The organism is Bacillus sp. AP50 (assembly GCF_040492675.1).
Taxonomy (GTDB): domain Bacteria; phylum Bacillota; class Bacilli; order Bacillales; family Bacillaceae_G; genus Bacillus_A; species Bacillus_A cereus.
Genome location: NZ_JBEUTW010000637.1, coordinates 1 through 3,345, shown reverse-complemented (window position 1 = coordinate 3,345; position 3,345 = coordinate 1). Strand labels below are relative to the sequence as shown.

Below are 3,345 nucleotides of genomic sequence, written 5' to 3'. Positions count from 1 at the left end.
GGCCTTAGGGTGTCCTTTCTTTATTTCCAAAAAGGGTATCGAGGGACTAGCCTTTTCTAATTTGAAAGTAAACTTTTGAATATAAATTCAAAAAAAAGTTTGAGTTCTATACTTCTTACCCCATAAATAATTTAGTTTTCTTCCAATCATTGACTTGAGATTCACTACTAATAGAACTAATTATTTTTAAATCTTTTCATATTAATTGTATAGTTTGAATATTCAATTAAATATTTATAAATAAATTCAAATGTTAGAAAATACAAATAATATGGTATTGTTATTTATGTAATATTCATTCCAAAAAAGGGGGATTTTTCATGTTTAAGAAAGTAATAATTGGAACATTAGCAACTGGAATTATGTTATCTGGTGCTGGAGGAGTATTTGCGGAAACACCTACTGATACAAGTGTAAAATTAAAAACAATTGATAATAAAAAAAGTTTTGTTAAGAAAAAAGAAAAACAAGACTTTCCTGGTTACAAATCAAAAGGGGAAATACCCACTGTAAAAGAGTGGAATGGAGTAACTTGGTATTTAAAAGGAGTAACTGAAGTAAGTAAAAATTCATGGACAGGACATTATGAAGGATGGCGAACAAGTAATAATTAAGAAACTTTAATTTATTACTCAAAAATAGGCAAAAAGACAGCAATCAATCAGCTGTCTTTTCTTTTTTGATCTATAGACATTCTATTTTTTAGGCATCCATGTATGTCCGCAATTCATACAACCATTGACAATATTTTTTCTACCAATAAATCCACTGAATAAAGTTATCGGTGCCCCTAGGAGCATCATTAAAAAACCAACAAATGCAGCCATATCCTGAAGTGGAGAATGTCGAGGAACTATTCCAATAGCTATAAGTGTAGCTAACATAAGAAACAGAATTAAAAACATCCTTTTAAAATTATAACCACGTTTATTACCAACTATTTAATCAGATTTACATTTCCTACAAACAACCCGCCTAGTTACTTTTTCTTTTTGCACTGTCATGTTCAATCACCCTTTTTAACTATAAATTACAATAAATTAATTACAAGATGTATTAACTACAATAAGATACAAATATTATCAAAATAAGAAAAAGAACCTTAAAAACCAGTTTCTTTTTCTTATTTTCCAATGTAAACTTTTTATTATTAGTTTACCTTCAAATCCCCTTAAATATTAACTTCTCTCCGAACCCCCTGATATCCTCAATTTATATAATAAAAGTATACATTGAAAACACTGCAAATAAAGAGTTCACAATCCCTTATATGTTTAATCATTCACTCTCTCTTTCATCTAAAATCTGCTCAAAACGAAATTTAAAATAAACTAATTTAGTCCATCTATTTCTAGCAAAAGTTAAAATGTTAAAAATATATGGAAACAAAATTGAAGTTGAAATTAAAATTATTAATAGTACAAATCCCCACATTTCTTTTGAAAGAAAAGCTGAGTCTATAAAAGCACTAAATAAAACCGTCACATACATAATAATTAATGGTTGTATTCTATGTATGCTATCTTTTTACGACATTAAAATATATTAGAATTAACATGGTATGAATGATTAGTAGCAATTGATATAATTGTATTAGACGCAATTAGGAGGATTATTAGTGGAGAAGTTAAAAGTACTATTTCAAAACACTTTATATATAGCTTACCCTCTTTTAACTGGAGTTGAGGGAAGTGAAAAGGTTTTAAATAAATGGCAACAATTCTATCAAGATGTAGAAAGAGATCTACAGGAAATTTATAACTCATCTTATTCATCACAGACTTTCGAAAGGCTAGTAAAATGGGTTTCTAAAAAGGAAGCTTTAGGATTATCAGGGATAGACATTCTTCCAAAACTAGAAAATCATAGGGAAGAAATTTTTGAATGTCTAAGAGATGACTTATATATGGAGTTTGGAATTAAACTGCCTATTATCGCAAAAGAATTACCTGTACATTCAGAGGCTAAGAGTGATTATATAGAACGAAGTAATGCAGGGTTTATGTACCACTTATCAGACACTATTGCTAAGAATAAGTTTACAGATGACCAAGATAAGAATGTACGGATTGCTCAATTACAGGATAAACAAAATAGTCTAGTGGTAGTATCGTCACACGATGATGGTGATATGAAATTACAAAGGAAAGAATTAAAAAGATGGAATACACTGATTGATTCTACTTTTTTAACAAGAGTAATGGACGATTTGACGGCGGACTGCCTCGATATTGTAACTGAACTTTGGGTAAAGAGTGCGGAAAATGATAAGACTATTGTGCCTGTACATTACGAACAAATATTAGATATGTGTAATATGAAACAAATCAAAAATGGTAAGGCTTATTATCGAAAAGAAGACAGATTAAAAATTATGGAGCGATTAGCTGCTCTTGCTAGTATTTTTATTTATGTCAATGAAGATAATGAGATCGTGATATTAAATGAAAAAGATCCTAATGAAAGCCTAACTTATAAAAAGCAAAGAATTCGAAGGTTATTTGTAATGGATGAAATTATCATTGCAAAAGATATTGATACGGATAAAACATTAGGAATAGAGAGTATGAACGTTACACCAGGAAGCTTTTTATCAAAATATCTCTATGGATCTGAAAAGCTAACAGGTTTATTATCAAAAAAAGCCCTAGAGTATAACAGCAAGCAACAGAGATATCACAAAAGATTAACCAGATATCTAAGTTGGCGTTGGCGCATTCAACAATCCTATCAACATTTAACACATTCTTATAGTATTGGTGGTCCTAAAGGGTTATTACAAGTAATGGAGATAAGCATGAATAGAAAACCAAGTCTAATAAGACAAGTTTTTGAAAAGACTTTAGATGACCTTATGAGCGACCAAGTAATTCAACAGTGGAAATACTCTCCCGAAATTGATGAAGAAAAATGTAAGGGAAAAAACTGGTTTGAAAACTACTGGTTAAAATTAAAAGTAAGCATTTCTCCTACAAATGAACTTGTTAAATTACAACAAGAGTTGATTACTAAGAAAAGTAAGCAGCAAGCACCATTGGTCATTGAGATGGAAGAAAAGCCACCGGTAATTGAAGAGAAGCCAATAAGTATAGTAAATCAAGAACCCCCTAATAGTATTGAGTTTTATATTGAAAAGATGAACACGTATAAAGAGAAGAATAATAAAAGTATTCGTGAGTTAGCGAAAGAAATAGATATTTCGTATTCAACACTTTCAAGGATGTTATCCGGTAAAAGAAAACGATTAAATGATGATACGAAAAATAAGCTAGATAAGTGGATAGAAAGACAGGTAGTAGTTAATCTGCTGTAAACGACGGTTTAAAAATAAATATATATAAACAA

General features: G+C 29.8%; 2 protein-coding genes and 1 pseudogene. 2 read left to right on the top strand and 1 reads right to left on the bottom strand.

Annotated elements, in window-relative coordinates:
- The first annotated feature begins 320 nt into the window (after positions 1–320).
- Entirely contained in the window at positions 321–614 is a 294-nt protein-coding gene (locus ABWK52_RS27735) for an LCI fold-containing protein (RefSeq protein ID WP_000475236.1), read from the top strand.
- An 81-nt stretch (positions 615–695) separates the two neighbouring features.
- Here the strand turns inward: ABWK52_RS27735 and ABWK52_RS27730 are convergent.
- Positions 696–1,004 (bottom strand): annotated as a pseudogene (locus ABWK52_RS27730) (hypothetical protein).
- A gap of 614 nt (positions 1,005–1,618) precedes the next feature.
- Here ABWK52_RS27730 and ABWK52_RS27725 point away from each other — a divergent pair.
- On the top strand, positions 1,619–3,313 hold the full coding sequence (locus ABWK52_RS27725; RefSeq protein ID WP_098542385.1) for a helix-turn-helix domain-containing protein: 1,695 nt from the start codon (positions 1,619–1,621) through the stop codon (positions 3,311–3,313).
- The last annotated feature ends 32 nt before the right edge of the window (positions 3,314–3,345 follow it).